At 32.6% G+C, this 15,976-nt stretch carries 17 protein-coding genes; 8 read left to right on the forward strand and 9 right to left on the reverse strand.

The genetic code is table 11. From position 1 onward, the window contains the following. The first annotated feature begins 22 nt into the window (after positions 1–22). Complete coding sequence (locus tag WKI77_RS02860; RefSeq protein WP_337860324.1) at positions 23–1,012, forward strand: potassium channel family protein; 990 nt, start codon at positions 23–25, stop codon at positions 1,010–1,012. Here WKI77_RS02860 and vat read toward each other — a convergent pair whose 3' ends face one another. The 5 genes from vat to WKI77_RS02885 all read right to left on the reverse strand — a co-directional run bounded on the left by vat (position 1,013) and on the right by WKI77_RS02885 (position 5,780). Continuing rightward, positions 1,013–3,247: a VCP-like ATPase gene (gene vat / locus WKI77_RS02865; protein ID WP_337860325.1), complete on the reverse strand. Its 2,235-nt coding sequence runs from the start codon at positions 3,245–3,247 to the stop codon at positions 1,013–1,015. A gap of 81 nt (positions 3,248–3,328) precedes the next feature. Then, entirely contained in the window at positions 3,329–4,504 is a 1,176-nt protein-coding gene (locus tag WKI77_RS02870; RefSeq protein ID WP_337860326.1) for a stage II sporulation protein M, read from the reverse strand. 229 nt (positions 4,505–4,733) lie between these two features. Next, entirely contained in the window at positions 4,734–5,150 is a 417-nt protein-coding gene (locus WKI77_RS02875) for a hypothetical protein (RefSeq protein ID WP_337860327.1), read from the reverse strand. 14 nt (positions 5,151–5,164) lie between these two features. Further along, entirely contained in the window at positions 5,165–5,554 is a 390-nt protein-coding gene (locus tag WKI77_RS02880; protein ID WP_337860328.1) for a hypothetical protein, read from the reverse strand. A gap of 58 nt (positions 5,555–5,612) precedes the next feature. Next, positions 5,613–5,780: a hypothetical protein gene (locus tag WKI77_RS02885; protein WP_337860329.1), complete on the reverse strand. Its 168-nt coding sequence runs from the start codon at positions 5,778–5,780 to the stop codon at positions 5,613–5,615. A gap of 236 nt (positions 5,781–6,016) precedes the next feature. On the opposite strand from WKI77_RS02885, the gene WKI77_RS02890 reads away from it, so the two are divergent. After that, the gene (locus WKI77_RS02890; protein ID WP_337860330.1) at positions 6,017–6,943 is read left to right on the forward strand and encodes a homoserine kinase; all 927 of its coding nucleotides are present in this window, start codon (positions 6,017–6,019) and stop codon (positions 6,941–6,943) included. Beyond that, positions 6,936–8,021: an aminotransferase class V-fold PLP-dependent enzyme gene (locus WKI77_RS02895; protein WP_337860331.1), complete on the forward strand. Its 1,086-nt coding sequence runs from the start codon at positions 6,936–6,938 to the stop codon at positions 8,019–8,021. Before WKI77_RS02890 ends, WKI77_RS02895 begins: the two co-directional genes overlap by 8 nt. Here the strand turns inward: WKI77_RS02895 and WKI77_RS02900 are convergent. Then, the gene (locus WKI77_RS02900; protein WP_337860332.1) at positions 8,008–8,607 is read right to left on the reverse strand and encodes a mevalonate-3-phosphate 5-kinase; all 600 of its coding nucleotides are present in this window, start codon (positions 8,605–8,607) and stop codon (positions 8,008–8,010) included. The two genes, WKI77_RS02895 and WKI77_RS02900, sit on opposite strands and share 14 nt — an antisense overlap. 752 nt (positions 8,608–9,359) lie before the next feature. On the opposite strand from WKI77_RS02900, the gene WKI77_RS02905 reads away from it, so the two are divergent. Next, on the forward strand, positions 9,360–9,983 hold the full coding sequence (locus tag WKI77_RS02905) for a superoxide dismutase (RefSeq protein ID WP_337860333.1): 624 nt from the start codon (positions 9,360–9,362) through the stop codon (positions 9,981–9,983). 18 nt (positions 9,984–10,001) lie between these two features. Further along, positions 10,002–10,631: an N-glycosylase/DNA lyase gene (locus tag WKI77_RS02910; protein ID WP_337860334.1), complete on the forward strand. Its 630-nt coding sequence runs from the start codon at positions 10,002–10,004 to the stop codon at positions 10,629–10,631. Positions 10,632–10,635: 4 nt separating this feature from the next. Here WKI77_RS02910 and WKI77_RS02915 read toward each other — a convergent pair whose 3' ends face one another. Next, positions 10,636–12,057, reverse strand: coding sequence for a THUMP domain-containing protein (locus tag WKI77_RS02915; protein ID WP_337860335.1), 1,422 nt, complete (start codon positions 12,055–12,057; stop codon positions 10,636–10,638). Between the two features lie 84 nt (positions 12,058–12,141). Between WKI77_RS02915 and WKI77_RS02920 the strand changes: the two genes are divergently transcribed. The 3 genes from WKI77_RS02920 to WKI77_RS02930 all read left to right on the forward strand — a co-directional run bounded on the left by WKI77_RS02920 (position 12,142) and on the right by WKI77_RS02930 (position 14,492). Next, the gene (locus tag WKI77_RS02920; RefSeq protein ID WP_337860336.1) at positions 12,142–12,696 is read left to right on the forward strand and encodes an NAD(P)H-dependent oxidoreductase; all 555 of its coding nucleotides are present in this window, start codon (positions 12,142–12,144) and stop codon (positions 12,694–12,696) included. A 301-nt stretch (positions 12,697–12,997) separates the two neighbouring features. Beyond that, a complete protein-coding gene (locus tag WKI77_RS02925) occupies positions 12,998–13,897 on the forward strand; it encodes a hypothetical protein (RefSeq protein WP_337860337.1) in 900 nt (299 codons plus the stop codon). Between the two features lie 244 nt (positions 13,898–14,141). Next, positions 14,142–14,492: a hypothetical protein gene (locus WKI77_RS02930; protein WP_337860338.1), complete on the forward strand. Its 351-nt coding sequence runs from the start codon at positions 14,142–14,144 to the stop codon at positions 14,490–14,492. Between the two features lie 249 nt (positions 14,493–14,741). Here WKI77_RS02930 and WKI77_RS02935 read toward each other — a convergent pair whose 3' ends face one another. Both WKI77_RS02935 and WKI77_RS02940 read right to left on the reverse strand, forming a co-directional pair. Beyond that, positions 14,742–15,287: a hypothetical protein gene (locus WKI77_RS02935; protein WP_337860339.1), complete on the reverse strand. Its 546-nt coding sequence runs from the start codon at positions 15,285–15,287 to the stop codon at positions 14,742–14,744. Beyond that, positions 15,277–15,918 (reverse strand): nucleotidyl transferase AbiEii/AbiGii toxin family protein, encoded by a 642-nt coding sequence (locus tag WKI77_RS02940; protein ID WP_337860340.1) that lies wholly within the window; start codon positions 15,916–15,918, stop codon positions 15,277–15,279. The genes WKI77_RS02935 and WKI77_RS02940 overlap by 11 nt, the downstream gene beginning before the upstream one ends. Positions 15,919–15,976: the final 58 nt, after the last annotated feature.

Below are 15,976 nucleotides of genomic sequence, written 5' to 3' on the forward strand. Positions count from 1 at the left end.
TATTGAATTGCCATAAAAGGCTGTGAATCCATTTTTCCTTTTCTTCAGGAAATTCCGCAAGTATTCAAAAAACCATGTAATGAAGGCTTCAATCCTGACAGTAGGTGTCATAATATACTCTGTATTCAGTGAATTTTATATCGAAAATGGGATAGCTTCCAGTGGCGTGCATTCATTATTTACCAGCCTCTGGTGGACAATGCAAACTGTTACAACTGTTGGATACGGTGATACTCCTGTTTTGGGCATAATAGGAAGAACAAATGGCATGTTAATAATGGTTGTTGGAATAGGTTCACTTGGATACCTCATGGCTGCACTGACAAGCATGCTTATAGATATAAGATTGTCATCTAAACTGGGTGAGAAAATGGCTACTGAAAAAAAACATATAGTTATTTGCAACTACAATGAAAGCACAAAAAAGGTGCTTGAAAAGATAAAAGATGATGGAATTGGAATAGTTATTTTAAATGAAAACGAAATTAAAGAAACTAGTGAATATACTTTCATTAAGGGAAGTTTTCTTAAAGAAGATGATCTGATCAGAGCAGGAATACAAAAAGCCACATCTGTTATTATTTTTTCCCGCAGCGAAGATAAAGATGAACGGGGAATGGATGCAGAAAACATATTATCTGCCATGGTAATAAGAAAAATCAATGCAAATATAAGAATAATCGGCGAAATTCTGGAGCCTGATAGCAGGGAACATGCATCAAGTTTTATGGATGATATAGTGGTTAAAGGCGATGTATCATCAATGCTAATATATTCTTCCATAATAATTCCGGGGATGCCTGAATTTATCAGCGATTTGCTTACATCTAACAATATTTCTGAAGAAGATATACCGGAGACATACAATAACAGCACTTACCGAGAATTTATATCGATTATGGAAAAGCAAAACAGGATAATTCTTGGATTCAGGGAAAAGGATAAAATATATTTAAGAAAAAATTCAGATGAAAAAATAAATGCAGAAAGTTATATATTTATTAAAAATTGATTACTGGTAAAGCCCCTGTTCTTCCACTTTCTTCCTCTCACTTATGTCCCTGCCCATTGTCAATGAAAGATCGTTATAGAATTTTATAACGTTCTTGTCCACAGAAGGCCTTATGGTTTTCATTGCTTTAATAAATGCCTCCTGGCTTATTTCTGATGCATCTGGATTGTCACGGTAGGCCATCATGCCAGCTTCCCTGCAAAGATTTTCGAGATCGGCGCCAACATAGCCATCAGTTTTCCTTGCTATGTCTTTAAGATCAACATCAGCAGCAAGGGGCATTTTCTTTGTATGGACTTTTAATATTTTTAGCCTGCCATCCTCATCCGGTGGAGGTATGTATATTATCTTGTCAAATCTGCCGGCTCTTAGCAGTGCAGGGTCTATTATATCCGGCCTGTTGGTTGCTGCTATTACTACAATTCCATTCATAACTTCTATGCCGTCCATTGATGTTAACAGCTGGTTAACGATTCTTTCTGTAACACCGGAATCCATGGACATTCCTCTTCTTGGAGCTATTGAATCAATCTCGTCCATGAATATTATTGCAGGCGATACCTGCTTTGCCTTTTTGAATATTTCACGAACAGCCTTTTCGCTTTCTCCTACCCATTTGGACAGAACTTCCGGGCCTTTTATGGATATGAAGTTTGCATTGCTTTCATTTGCAACTGCCTTGGCAAGAAGCGTTTTTCCGGTTCCTGGTGGGCCATAAAGCATGAAGCCTTTAGGAGCCCTGATACCGAGCCTGCTGAATACATCTGGCTTTAGCAATGGTAATTCAACAGCCTCGCGAAGTTCTGATTTCACGGCTTCCAGGCCTCCTATATCGTCCCATTTAATATTTGGAACTTCTACAGTTACTTCTCTCAGGCTGCTTGGCTCAATAGTTCTCAACGCATCCATAAAATCATCTTCCGTAACTACCATTTTTTCAAGCACTTCAGTTGGTATTGGCTTGTCAAGATCTATTTCCGGAAGGTATCTTCTCAAAGCATTCATTGCAGATTCCCTTGTCAGAGCTGCTAAATCAGCGCCAACAAAACCATATGTTATATCTCCTATTCTGCTGAAAAATTCGCTTTCCTGTTCCTCGGTCATTCCCAGAGGCATTCCCCTTGTATGTATTGCAAGAATTTCCATCCTGCCTTTTTTATCCGGCACCCCTATAACAACTTCACGGTCGAACCTTCCTGGCCTTCTCAATGCAGGGTCGACGGCATCAAGCCTGTTTGTTGCCCCTATTACTATTACATGCCTTCTGTCCTTCAATCCGTCCATAAGGGTAAGAAGCTGTGCTACTACTCTTCTTTCAACCTCTCCCTGAACATCCTCTCTTTTAGGAGCTATTGAATCTATTTCATCTATAAATATTATGGATGGTTCTGATTCGTCAGCTTTCTGGAATATTTCACGGAGTTTCTGCTCACTCTGGCCATAATATTTGCTCATAATTTCAGGGCCATTTATAGCATAGAAATTAGCACCGCTTTCATTTGCTACAGCTTTAGCTATAAGTGTTTTTCCTGTTCCTGGTGGGCCGTTCAGAAGGACTCCTTTTGGAGGTGTAATTCCAAGCCTTTCAAAAAGTTCTGGATGCTTTAAAGGAAGCTCTATTATTTCCCTTATTTTCCCAAGCTGGTCTGAAAGTCCACCAATATCTTCGTAACTTACTCTGGTTACTTCTTCCAGAACCTCTGATGCAGGATCTTCCCTTATCTCCACCTGGGTTTCTTCATCAACTTCTACAGGGATCTTGCTTGGTATGGTTTTGATAACTTTAAAAAGCAAACCGGTGTGCCCGGCAAGTGTTAATCCGGGAACGCTGATGCTATCCTGTTCTATTAAAGGCCTTCTTATAAGTGCCTTCTGAACAAAATCATCTATACCTTCACCGAACCTTAATTTCTGGTCTTTCCTGATTATTGGTGCCAGAACAACTTTTTTTGCCTCTTCTGCCTCAACTTTTTTTACCTTTACCTTATCACCTATTGAAGCGCCGCAGTTATTTCTCATAACACTATCTATTCTTACAATGCCTTTATTTTCATCGTCTGGCCGTGATCTGAACACACGGCCAACTGTAGCCCTAATTTTTTCAATAGAAACAACATCACCTATTTCAACGCCAAGATCCAGCCTGGAAATTTCGTCAAGTCTAACCCTGGCCATGCCGGGATCTGTTGCATTTGCCTCAGCTACCCTGAGTGTTATACTTTCACCGGATTTCATAAACCTATATTTACAAGATAGTATTTTAAAATATTGATATTGAAAATTCTCTGGAATGTTTAAATAAGTTTTTCACCATTTTTATGCCAATATAATATAATAATAATGATCGAGCAAAAGAGGCGTAATAAAAGCCTCTACATATGAAGCTATCACTAATAATAACAGGGAAACGGCAAAAAATGTAACAATATAAATCAAATTTTTAAATAAATGTTTATAGAACAAGTCGATATTTTTGCCTTTTATATAGTCATTGATACTTCCCATGATAATCCGTGTAATATATAACCCGGACATTATTCCAAAAACATAACCCATTGTTTCAGGAATCAATTGCGGGAGTACCCCAAAAATAAAAAAATTATTATAATGACTTCTAAAAGTCCCACCAATGGGAGAACCAGATAAAAATGCTTCGGAATATATTTCTAAGAATGGAAGAAAGAACATTGTAATTCCACCTAAAATAAAAAATTTGTAATCCAATGAAAAGTTATGTGAAAGAAAGGAACTCTGTAAGGCTTCCATTTGAGTAAAAGAGATGTGGATATAATTATATTTATATGGAGCTGGTGTTAATACTGTTGGAATTTTTGTAAAATAAATAATTAAAATTTGTATCAATAATGGTATATAGAATAAAAATAAAGAGATGTAAAATATTGTTTTCCATGAGTCCCCTTCAATTATCGTTAGTTCCTTACAATATTTATTTGATTCTTTAGTGTTTTCCTTTGTTAATATCAAATAATTTCCAGATGAAATCAAATTATTAATATTGATAATATGTTTGAGAGTGTTTGCATCTTTAATTTTATAGATTCTATTGGTTGTATTTGAGGGGTTTAAAATAAAATCCTGCGAATCAATATTTAGTTTTGATAATAAAGCATAATAAGAATTTATATCTTCTTTGGAAATGATTCTATGTGAGTATTTCTTTATCAATTTATTATAACGATATTTATTGACACCACTGTCCATTTTAAAACACTTTCGCCTAGATTTTATTTTTTCCAATACAATAAATCCTAATTTTCTATCCGTATATTTTATGTTATTGTAACTAAACATATTATCTATAATTGGAAAAATTGGAAGGGAGAGAAAGAAACCTCGTAGTAAGTTGTTTTTAAATCCTTGTAAATCCTTTACGGAATTAGATTCTTTTATTCTTCCAACCCTTAAATTGCATATAATAGAACCTGGAGATAAACCAGTAAATGATTCTATAGAATATACTATAAATGACATTATTATGATTAAAATAAGATAAAATATTACATATCTATGCCATAATAAATGGTGTAGCGAATTGTGAGTTACTAACCAGTATATAGGAAATAAATATATTACCTCGAATTTCTTAAAAAATATAGTAATATACATGGTTACTATTGATAGGATAACTATGAAATTAATTAAATAGGATAGAAATCGAAAAAAATATAGTGATGTTCTATAGTTATCTATCTTCATATTATTAGTTCAACCATACAATTTTCTTCTCTGGAAAATAATGTAATATTTCATTAACTAAATTTTTTCTTTTGTCAGAATATGGCAATCTGCCCAATTCTACAGAATTCATGGTAATAACTACGTATTCAGGATAATATTTGTTGATTATATGCCTGAACGGTATCACAACGAAAAATGATACGTATGGAAGATTAACAACAAAAAATACAAAAAGTAAATTATTATATAATGTTGGAACCAATAATGAAATAAAAAAGTTATAGAAAAATAAACCAGTAAAAAATAATATAGCCCAGTTTCGTAATTTAAGCTTGCCCTTATATTTCTTGTTCAGGAAGATAGTAATTTCTGTACCTTCAATTGGATATTCCTTATCGTCAATGTATATTTTATTGTTTTTTATTTCCAATGTTTTCATTTTTTATCGCCTTCTTATTCGGCAGATATAGCTCCCAAATATCCTGCAACAATGCCTGATAATGCGGCGGCAAGTGCTCCTGTAGCAGTGATTGCTATACCTGTCTCTGCAGCAGCATCTGATAAAGCGACAATGGAGGAATAACCGGCATATAATCCTACTAGGAAAGCTCCTAGAAAGGCAACAGCGTGCTCACCAGATAATACTTGGTGACCAACTGCAGCATTTACTGCAGAAGCTACTATGTCAATAAGAAAACCGAAGCCTGTCCCGTATAAAGCATTTATCATAGATTGTATTGCATTTCCATGCGAAGAACTCCATGGAGCAAAATATAATCCACTAAAATATATAATATTGTTATTTTCTATTTTTAAATACATATTTCCACCATATTTTTTCATTCTGCCGCCAAAGCTCCTGCATAAGCAGCAGCAATAAGTAAATCGCTTAAAGTAGCTGTTACGTCGGCATCAACTCCAAGACGTGACCTCCTCCCACTCTAAAGAGGTGGGCTTCCTGCTTCAAGACCGGAATTGCCTTTTCAGATAGAGCCCTGATCTCCACAGGCGTAAATTCTGGAGTGCCCCTCCATACTTCTTTCAATCCTATATGTTTTTTTGGATCCAATAATGCCACACTCTTGCTAGCACTTTCAGCCTTGTAAGTTGTGCATTACGGTATTTTATGATGCATGATTTGCATATAAAGTTCTGGTTCGCTTTCTCCTACCCATAAATGGTGTGGAATTTCCCGCTCACGGTGTTAAACAATAGTTTAAGATGAAAATTAGCATAATTTCAAAAAACCCTGTATTTTATAGATATTACCACCAATAATATTGCATTAAATAAATAATTTATTTTATGAATGAATTCATTGGTATGGAAGTTACAAAAAAGAGTTATTCTTCATCAGCTAACCTTGGGCCGGGATATGACATATTATCCATGGGGCACAGGGCATTTTTCGATACAGTAAGCGTAAATGAAACGAATAATGGCAAAATTAAGATTATTTCTGATTCAACGCCAGAAGACCCTGAAAAGAACACAGCAGGGCTCAGTGTGATGAAACTGCTGGAGGATAAGGGGATAAAGTGCGGCCTTGAATTGAAAATAAAAAAAGGTGTTCCTGTAGGCCTTGGACTTGGAAGCAGCGGTGCATCCTCTTCAGCTGCAGTCAAGGCGGTAAACGAACTATTAAATCTTGGAATGGACAAAAATGAAATGGTCTATTATTCAATGTATGGAGAGATTGCAGCCTGTGGTTCCGCACACCCTGATAATGTTTCCTCCGGGATCTATGGAGGAGTGACGTTGATAAGCTCAATTTCACCCGTCAATGTCAGAAAAATTGACGTAAATTTAAATTTTCAACTTTTACTGGTAATCCCACAGCAGGACATGAAGGATAAAACAAGGTATGCAAGATCAATTGTTCCTGATAATATAAAGATGGAAGAACATGTAATGCACACAGCAAGAATATCAACAATGATTTATGGATTCATGAAAGGAGATAGAGATGCAGTGCGCGAAGGTATGAATGATGATATCGTGGAAAAATCAAGATCGGAAATGTTTCCATTTTATTGGAAAATCAAAGAAAAAGCCCTGAATAGAAATGCCATTTCGGCATGCATAAGCGGTGCCGGGCCTTCTATGTTAATATTTACAGATGCAGAAACAGAGATAGAAGGCATAAAGGGCGATGTTAAACAGGTTATGGCCCCATATGGAAAAGATTATATGATTTTAGAAACAACTATTCTGGATGGTTATGATGAATAATAAAATATATGCAGATCCGCTTACATTTCCCATATACCAGACAAGCTCATATATTATCCCGGGAGGAGAAAAATATAGATACAGCAGAGAATATAATCCAACTGTTGAAAATCTTGGAAATGAAATAAAAAAACTGGAAGAAGCGGAAGATTATAATGTTTTTTCCTCCGGCATGGGATCTATTACAACAACATTGCTTTCACTTTCAAAGCCAGGTGATAGAATATTAACACATCTTGATACTTTTGCAAGATCATATCATTTTATTAAAGATTTTCTTGGGCAATGGGGAATTAAATCTGATATTGCCGAGCCTGGAACAGATAATATTTTAAAGAATATAAAGAAAGATACTAAAATTGTGTTTATTGAAAGCATAAGCAATCCTGTGCTGAGAGTGAATGATATAGCCGCAATATCTGAAAAATGCCATGAAATCGGTGCAATACTGGTTGTGGATTCAACTGTGCCAACACCATATAATATAAAATCGTTAAAGCTTGGGGCCGATATAGTTTTGCACAGTGCATCAAAATTTATTTCCGGGCATAACAATGTGATTGCAGGCCTTGCTGCCGGAAGAAATGACCTTATGGAAAAAATTGATGCCATGAGAAGGACACTTGGCACATCACTTGACCCAAATTCCGCTTTTCTTGTGGAAAATGGGATGAAAACATTGGCATTGAGAATGGAGAAAATAAATTCAAATGCTATGTCTATAGCTGAGAAACTGAGAGATAATAAATGTATTTCCGAAGTAATTTATCCTGGCCTTCCTGAACATCCCGATTATGAGACTGCCAAGAGAGCTATGAGAGGCTATTCAGGAATAGTATGCTTTAAGCTCAAATCTAATCCAGAGAAGTTTATTGATAACCTAAAAAAGATAGTACCGGCAAATACCATGGGAGGGACAAATACAATAATATCTACTCCTGCAAGCATGTCGCACAGATCTTTAAGCGATGGGGAATTAAAAATTCTTGGAGTTGATTCTAAATTTATGAGGCTTTCAGTAGGGATAGAAGACCCGGAAGAAATTATTGATGATATTAACAGTGCTATTGTTCAATAAGTTTTGAATTAACATAATTTTTGATTATAGATTTGGTTTCCATAAAATCTTTGTTATCTACAATAAATACATTATTTCCGCAATTTTCCATTGAATAATTTTCTATAACACTGTATACCGGCAGCTGGTTTACAAGCCGTTCTCCCGGTGAATTGAAATGTGTATACTTTATTCTTTCCTTCAGCCTTTCTCCATGGAGTGACATGTCCGATATATGTATATAGACCATAATTATTTGAGACCTGATTTCTGGATCAATTAATTCCGGTATAAAATACAGTGTTTCTAATATGAGAGGTTCGCCGTTAGTTAATGCACGCCTTAAAATGGTGTTAATACCTGAATAGATAAATTTTGACTGATCTATATATCCTTTTATTATATTTTTATCGTTTTTTTCACCATATATTTTATAGGCATTATACACACTTTCTTTCATCGCTGGATTCTGTGTATATGGCCTCAAGAATTCTCTTAAATAATCTCCTGAAAGTATTATATTTATATTGAATTCCCTGCCAATGTATCCTGATATGCTGGTTTTCCCCACGCCTGGAATGCCACCAATTAATATAACTGGAATCATAGAAGTTTATTATGAATGTATTATTAATATTTTTTAACGAATTGCAAAAAACTAAAGGTTATTTCCAGTGTGCTGCGTGAATACTCGGAGATAATATATCTTAAATATATAAAAGGATGAATATTTATGTGTGGTGAAATATAATTTTTGATTACATTAAAACTAATACTGCGTTGAAATAATAACAATAAAGTTGATAATTAATTTAAAAGGGAATAACAAAAATATTGCTGTAATTAGTTAATTCTATGATTCCATAAATTTCAAGTACAAAATAAATTAATATTTGGTTACATAACAGGAAATATTCTAATATTCTGTTATATATTATAATATCAAATACTGGACAATTTTGTCCAGTTATAGAGATGAAAAGATATAATTATGGATGTATAATTGCTCAAAGAATTGAAAAATTATGATAAAATTATATTTATTTCGAATGACAATTTAAGATATTTCAATATATCAAAGAAACTGGATTGTGGATCAAACCAATCATTTTGGTAAAATACATAAAATGACATGCCATTGTCTTCCGGCGAATTTATTGTAATTGCACATGCATACTGGTTTAACCGGAAGAGTTACAAATAGGTGAATAACTTATGGTCAGTATGCATCTAAATCTTATATTTTGAACTGTGTGCAGAAATTATGTACAATACTTATTTGCAGTATTTTATACTATTTTAAGCTTTTATAACTGCAATAGATATTTAAATGATTAACTTATATCTATATTGATTATTATGGCTACAGAAACATGGGAAGTAAAAGAAAATGCAAGACCAAGAGGATTGGATGGCATATCAGATAAGCAAATAGATTACCACTTTGATTTCCATTATAAAGGATATGTGGCAAAACTAAATGAAATATGGTCAAAATTGCCCGGTGTTGATCTTACAAAAGCTAATCAGAATTACAGTGACCTTAGAGAAATGAAGCTTGAAGAAACATTCAACTACGATGGATCTATGCTTCACGAGTATTACTTTGAATCGTTGAGCAAGGAACATGTTCCGATTCCAGCATCTGTTAAAGAACAGATAGAAAAAGATTTTGGAAGCTATGAGAACTTTGTTGCATTGTTTAAAGCAACTGGAACAGCTTTCAGAGGATGGGCACATCTTATATACGACCTTAATTTTGGGAAGTTAAGAGTTGTTGGAGCAGATATACACAGTGCAGCTGCAATATGGAACGCTTTGATGATACTGCCTCTTGACGTTTATGAGCATGCATATTATGCAGATTATGGACCAAAAAGGGCACCGTACCTTGATGCATTCATGAGCAATGTAAACTGGAAAGTTGTAGAAAAGAGACTTGAAAGAGCAAAAAGGACTTACGAAGCTTTCAAAAAGGATTAAACAATTTTTTATTTTTTTATGATTAAAGATGATGAATTATCCATTAAGTTAATGGAATCACAATTGTTATTTAATAAAAGCATAAATGAAAGAGTCATCGATTTTATTAATATGGGAAAATCCAGAAATGATTCACTTTTCATTGAATTATGTTTCTGCATACTAACTGCAAATACATCTGCAGATATGGGAATAAAGACTCAAAGAACTATAGGCAATGGCTTTATAGAATACGACCAGGAAAAACTGAGTGAGGAATTAAAGAAGGCAAAATACAGATTTTACAATAAAAGAGCTGACTATATTGTAAATGCCAGGCATGTAAGAAAAAATATAAAAAAAATGATGAAAACAATGGACCATTTCTCATTGAGGGAATATCTGGTGAACAATATAAAGGGAATTGGTTACAAGGAAGCATCGCATTTTTTAAGGAATATAGGAATATTTGATTTCGCAATACTGGACAAACATATTATGCAGCTTTTGAAGGATTATGGCTATATAGACAATATGAAATTAAACACCAGATCAGACTACCTTGAAAAAGAAGGAATATTCAATGAAATTGCTGAGTCATACAATATGAGGCCGGGAATACTTGACCTATATTTATGGCAAATTGCAACTGGAAAAATATTAAAATGATTTATTAATTTTTGACCTCAAACAATTTTTTAAGTTCCTTTTCTGTTGAATAAAATGCTTTATAACCATTGGATTCCATAATTGAAGCGGCATATGCGCTATTCAATCCTTTTTTGCAGTAGAAGAAATATATTTTTCTTATATCGCCGTCACTAATTAATGAGTGGATTGATCTTACAGGCATGTTAACTGCATCTAGAATATGCCATTTATTAAAATCTTCGGCATCCCTCAAATCAACAATTATGCTATTTTGTGGTATATAATCAATTTTACTGTTATGTATTGAATTAATGTAATTATCGATCTGTGATTTTTTTATTATTATAATTTCATGAAAATATTCATCTTCGAAAAATTTATCCATTTCGGGTTTAAGCTCTTTATATGAAGTATTTATTCCTGGATTTTTCGAAAACAGTGAGCAAAATTCACCTGCGGATTCGTTCATATAAAGCCCTTTTGCCCTGGAATAACTTATTGTTTCTTCCTTGTCAAAACCAATTAAAGGCCTGAATATTGGAATTTTAATGTCATGTGAAAGCGATTTAAGGTTTTTAGGAATCTGTGATGATACCTGACCTATTGACTCTCCTGTAACAATGGCATCGTAATCGTTTTTATAGCAGAGTTTTTCGGCATATAAATAAAGAAGCTCTTTAAATATTAAATTTGCATATTTTTGTTCTGGATCATGCAATATTTTAGTTATTAACGATGTGCCGTCAAGAATAAAGATATTGCTGTCATAACCATAAGAATATTTCAGCAAAAGATTTCTGGCTGCCCTGAGCATGGTAATGGTGTCTGCAGGATGTGCAAGCGAACAGAAAAGCAGATCGGTTGCCATTCCTCTTTTCATTACCATAAATGTTGATACGGGTGAATCAATTCCTCCTGAGAATAATGAAATGGCTTTCCCCTCAGATTTTAATGGCAATCCACCAGGCCCGGCTATTTTTTCGGTAAAAGTATAGAAATTTTTATCCCTCACTTCTATATACAATGGTGCTTCCGGATTTTCAAGGTTTACACCGGATGAATTATCATAAAGTGCATTACCGGTTGCTATTTCAAGTTCCTTTGATGTGAAATTGTGTGTTCCTTTCCTTGTTGCCCTTACTGCAAATGTTTTGTTTTTTACATATTCTGAATATTTCTCCCTGCATTTTGATACTATATCATCAACACTGTTAAATGTATATTCTGTTGCAGGAGAAAATGATTTTATTCCAAAAATATATGGAAGTATATCCATTAATTCCTGCTTTTCCGAATAAAGGTAAATTCTTCCATCGCTTTTTTTGTAATTTAAATTAAAATTGTCAGGCAATGCTGATTTTATATTATCAATCAGGAGTTTTTCCATAATTCTTCTGGTTTTATTACCCTTAAGGCCTATCTCAGAATACCTTACAATAAACATTGTTATCATATATTTATTAGCTATTTATGCGTTGCTTTCTAAAAGTATCGCTAAAATATTTAATATAGAACTCAATTGCATTGAATGGAAACTATAAAAATAGCTGGATTTGGTGGAAGCTTAAGAAAAGAGTCATACAGCAGATATTTGCTTGAGAATACATCAAAACTCATGCCTGAGAATTCAAAGCTGGAAATACTGGATATATCCAATTTTCCTTTTATGAACCAGGATAAGGAAAATAATTATCCAGAAAATGTGAAAAAATTCAAGAAACAGATAAAAGAAGCTGATGGTCTTTTAATCGTTACACCGGAGTATAATTATTCCATTCCTGGATATCTAAAAAATGTTTTAGATGTTGCTTCAAGGCCATATGGAGACAATCCTTTTAGTGGAAAACCAATAGCCATAATGAGTGCATCCATAGGTATGCTTGGTGGTTCAAGGGCACAGTACCATCTTCGCCAGGTATGCGTATTCCTTAATATGATTCCGGTAAATACTCCTGAAGTTTTTGTTACTTTTGCACAGGATAAATTTGATGAAAATGGAAATTTAAAAGATGAAATGACAAAAAAATTTGCAGGGCAACTGATGCAAAATCTTGTAAATCTTACTGTTCAACTTAAAAAGTAAATTTTAGATTATAAATAACAGTTTTAATACCGTTTTATAATATTTATTACATTTGTGGATAACCAAATAAATTTAATGGTTGATTTCAACATTTTACAAAATAGCAAAAATTTACAAAAATTCAGTAACGTAATATTATCATTATAACAGTGTTATAATTATCTACAATTATTCGCTAGTTTTCATGTTTTATCTTTATCTGTTTGTTGAAAATTATATGTAATATATATCACATTGCATCTTCATATAGTAAACCTTATATATTATATTATATTATATTATGAAATATAGATACTTATCTATGATTACAATAATAGTGGTAGCAATGTTTGTTATGGTATCTTTTTCAGGTGTAACAGACAAGAGAGATTTAAGTGATGTAAATCAAAATCCTGATGATAATTATGTAAAAATAGGTAATTTAACATTTATGCACAATTTTGTTATAGAAAACAATGGCATAGTATTAAGCAAAAATATAAACAGAACGGCTGTAAATAATATCAATAGTAATTACAATAAAAATATAAATACAACGAACAATAGTTTAATGCCTGTATCATATAATTATATAAAAACAAATAATACAAATTATTTGATAGAAAAATATAATTTAACATCAAAAAATGATATATTGTATACTTTAGCGTTTACAGACAATTTTACAAAATATAAGGTTGAAATAGGGACTATCATAATAGATAAAAATAATAAAAATATATCTGAAATATATGCAAATATAGTACCTAAAAATTCATCTAAAATACTGTATGGAAATGAATTTACTGTTAACTATAAAGCATCCTATTATAATGAAATGAAAAGTTTAATAAATTCTATACATTTAACAGGATTATATTATATGAATTCAAATAATATTACACTGGATAAATTCGGCAATGAAAATAACTATATTGCCATGGCAATAAACAATATGCTGGACAAAACAAATAATACTGTAAATTCTATAAATGTAAGTGAAATAAATGCAATAATAGTTGATGATTCTATATTAAGCTGGATCGGGCTAATATTACTCGTAGCAGGATTTATATTATTAATGTTAACTGGACCACCTGGTTGGGTATTTGATGTTGCAATGATTATATCGGATACTTCTGTAATATTAGCCTTTTATCATCAAGTTACTCATTACACTCCAAAACACCCGGATATGGGTGTAGAACACAGATTTTGGTGAGACAAATGAAATATGTAAAAATAACAAAAACTATGTTATTAGGAATAATTTTATTTTATATTGGATCTATATTAGAAATGGTATCAAACTACAGAACGATATTTTTTGATATATGGTTATTATTAGCTATAATATTTAGTGCACTAATTATTTTTGTACTGGTAAATAATATTATTTATAATAAGCATAGCAGTATTAAATAAAAACTTTAATAAATTAAATTGATTTAACATCTTTATTGTAAATGAATTCTAATAACGCTACAATGCATAAATTCGGCATAGAAAACTCGTGTATAGCTACAGCAATAAATACAATGCTGGGCAAAACAAATAATACTGTAAAGTCTATAAATATAAGCGAAACAAATGCAGCGATAATAGATTTTAACTGGAATTGCATAATAGCAGAGGTGGCATTTGGTGCATCTATCTTTGGACTTATTGGTGGAGTAGCAGTGTTAAATGCCACACCTGCAGGCTGGGTATTCGATGTGGGGTTAGCGCTTGTTATTACTTCAGCTATAGGTACCATAGCAGGCTTTACAGGAATGGATTCAGCATGTAATTGGGAGGTGCCAAATCCATGGTGGTAAAAACAGAAATAAAAGATAAGAAGCAGAAAAAAATTTTAATTATATTATTTAGCAGTATGTTAGTTGGTTTTATTGTGCAAATAATTCTATATTCAATTATCTATTATAGTATATATCCATGGTCATTAATTTTATTAATTATTGATACGCCACTTAGTGTTGTCATCATATTTGCACTTCGTTATTTAATAAGATATAAGGTCACATAATTCAAAAAGCCATAAAGCAATGCTGCTACAAAAATACTTATTACATAAAAAATTTTTTTGAATATTCTTTAAGTTTTAATTCGTCAAGTTTATCCTTAAGCAATGACATTGTATCATAATCTATTTTTATTTTATAATAAATTAGATCAAGATATGTTTTTTCTGGATCTGAAACTGGGACGAATATCCCTCCGTAATTTATAAAATCAAATCCAAAAAATCCTTTATCATTTATCCTCCGGACAAGTATACGGGTATTAATAATATTCCTAAAGCCAGGATTTGCCTTTGTTTTCGTAATTATTATTGGAATGGATTGTTGTGTCCAGATTTTTCTGATAGTCAGTGCATACTGTAGTCCGTAATAGAAAGGCCGGAAAGCAAATCCTATCGTTGCCTCATTTTTATTGAATGTATATGTTCCATTCCCAATTCTGTATATTTTCTTTGATACAACCATATTATGAAGCATTACCCTTACATAAGGTTCATTCGCACCAAGTTTTAAAAGAAATCTTCTGGCGTCGGATGTGTGAAAAATAAATTGTTTTGAAAAAAATTCGGTAAAAGCCTTTTCATACTTCATTGAGCCACCTTTTTATATACTCTATCATGGTATTAAAATTTATATTTTTATTTACCGAATATAGCAAAGAACCGAGAATATTTTCATCCACTGGTTTAGACATATTCATAAGGAATTTAGAAATGCTTGATTTCACAAGGTAATCCGATTTATCCAACCATTTTGTAAGTATATAAATATCGTATATATCCCTTATATATTTTCTTCCATTATATGCCTCTATTTTTCTCACAAGTAATTCTGTCGGGCTGAATACACTGATTGTTTTCATGGTGCCATCTATTCTGAAATATGTTCTGATTTCATTTTCAGCAAATCCTGGTTTTGACTCCAAAAGTATTTCGGTTTCATTGTTTGCTATTCGTATCCTTGAATTGTATTCTGGATCCTGCCAGATAAGTTTGAGCCCGTATTTTGTCAACAAATTAAGAAGTTTCAAGAAGGAAGTTTTATCCATATAAATATCAATATCTTCGGAAAATCTCATGCCTCCAAAGCATCTCCATACTGCTGTACCACCATATAAAAGTGCGTCCGGCTGCACCCTGTCATATATTATGTCAATTAAATAATCTTGAAGTTCTGCTATTTTTAATCTTTGGCCACTTATAAATGATTGAATTGGTTCCATGAATAAGCAATTGTTATATTATATTATAACTTTTACTTATTTACTATTTTTTAAAAAA

This window comes from Ferroplasma sp. (assembly GCF_037442045.1).
Taxonomy (GTDB): domain Archaea; phylum Thermoplasmatota; class Thermoplasmata; order Thermoplasmatales; family Thermoplasmataceae; genus Ferroplasma.